Origin of the sequence: Flavonifractor hominis (genome assembly GCF_040095835.1) — a bacterium.
Classification (GTDB): domain Bacteria; phylum Bacillota; class Clostridia; order Oscillospirales; family Oscillospiraceae; genus Flavonifractor; species Flavonifractor hominis.
The window spans coordinates 1-1,595 of sequence record NZ_JBBMFT010000032.1 but is presented as its reverse complement, the minus strand read 5'-3'; the positions used below and the strand labels follow the sequence as shown (position 1 = coordinate 1,595).

1 rRNA gene is annotated in these 1,595 nt (G+C 51.6%); it reads right to left on the bottom strand.

The annotated features are described in order from the left end of the window. A 23S ribosomal RNA gene (locus tag WMO45_RS13600) occupies window positions 1–1,392 on the bottom strand; the annotation flags it as partial. Window positions 1,393–1,595: the final 203 nt, after the last annotated feature.

Genomic DNA, 1,595 nt, shown 5'->3' with positions numbered 1-1,595 from the left:
TCGGCCTCGCCTTAGCTCCCGGCTTACCCTGGGCGGACGAACCTTCCCCAGGAAACCTTAGATTTTCGGCCATTATGATTCCCACATAATTCTCGCTACTCATTCCGGCATTCTCACTCGTGTAAAGTCCACCGCTGCTTCCGCTACGACTTCACCCCGTACACGACGCTCCCCTACCCCTGCCTTGCGGCAAGCCCAAGCTTCGGTTGCATGCTTAGCCCCGTTACATTTTCCGCGCAGAGTCACTCGACCAGTGAGCTATTACGCACTCTTTTAATGAGTGGCTGCTTCTAAGCCAACATCCTGGTTGTTTTCGCAACTCCACATCGTTTTCCACTTAGCACACATTTGGGACCTTAGCTGTGGGTCTGGGCTGTTTCCCTTTTGACCACGAGACTTATCTCACGTAGTCTGACTGCTGATCATCAATTAGCCGGCATTCAGAGTTTGATAGGGTTCAGTAACCTTATCGGCCCCTAGCCCATTCAGTGCTTTACCTCCGGTAATCTAAATCAACGCTAGCCCTAAAGCTATTTCGGGGAGAACCAGCTATCTCCGAGTTCGATTGGAATTTCACCGCTATCCACAGGTCATCGCCGACCATTGCAACGGGCGTGCGTTCGGTCCTCCATGGGGTTTTACCCCCACTTCAACCTGCCCATGGATAGGTCACCCGGTTTCGGGTCTATTGCCACTGACTTCATACGCCCTATTCAGACTCGGTCTCCCTTCGCCTCCGGCACTGAATGCCTTAAGCTTGCCAGTAACAATAACTCGCCGGACCATTCTACAAAAGGTACCTCATCACACATTAACGTGCTTTGAGTGCTTGTAAGCACAAGGTTTCAGGTTCTGTTTCACTCCCCTCCCGGGGTCCTTTTCACCTTTCCCTCACGGTACTGCTCCTCTATCGGTCATCAGGTAGTATTTAGGGTTGGAGGGTGGTCCCCCCAGTTTCCCACCGGGTTTCACGTGTCCGGCGGTACTCTGGATCCCGACTAACAAGATTCAGCTTTCGTCTACGGGGCTCTCACCCGCTGCGGCTGGCCTTCCCAGACCATTCGACTAGCCTATCTCGCCGTTGTGTCGGTCCACAACCCCGGTGAATAAATCCACCGGTTTGCCCTCTTCCGCGTTCGCTCGCCACTACTAGCGGAATCTCTGTTGATTTCTCTTCCTCGCCCTACTTAGATGTTTCAGTTCAGGCGGTTCCCCACCTACGCCTATTTGATTCAACGCAGGCTGACGGAGTATTGCTCCGCCGGGTTTCCCCATTCGGAAATCCTGGGATCAATGCTTATGTGCAGCTCCCCCAGGCTTATCGCAGCTTGTCACGTCCTTCTTCGGCTCCTGATGCCAAGGCATTCCCCTTGCGCTCTTTCTAGCTTGACCTTAGTAGAACAGTCTCATTTCTGAGCTGTTCTCTATTCGATCATGAATTATGCAGGCATCACAGAAGTTTGCAATTGGCTACATTGTTTTACCCATTCACTAGAACGGCTTTCGCCATTCTATCTTTAAGTTCCACAACATTGCTGTTATTGCCCTCTGTTGCTTGCTCTCAATACTTTCGATCTGCATTGTTCAGTTTTCAA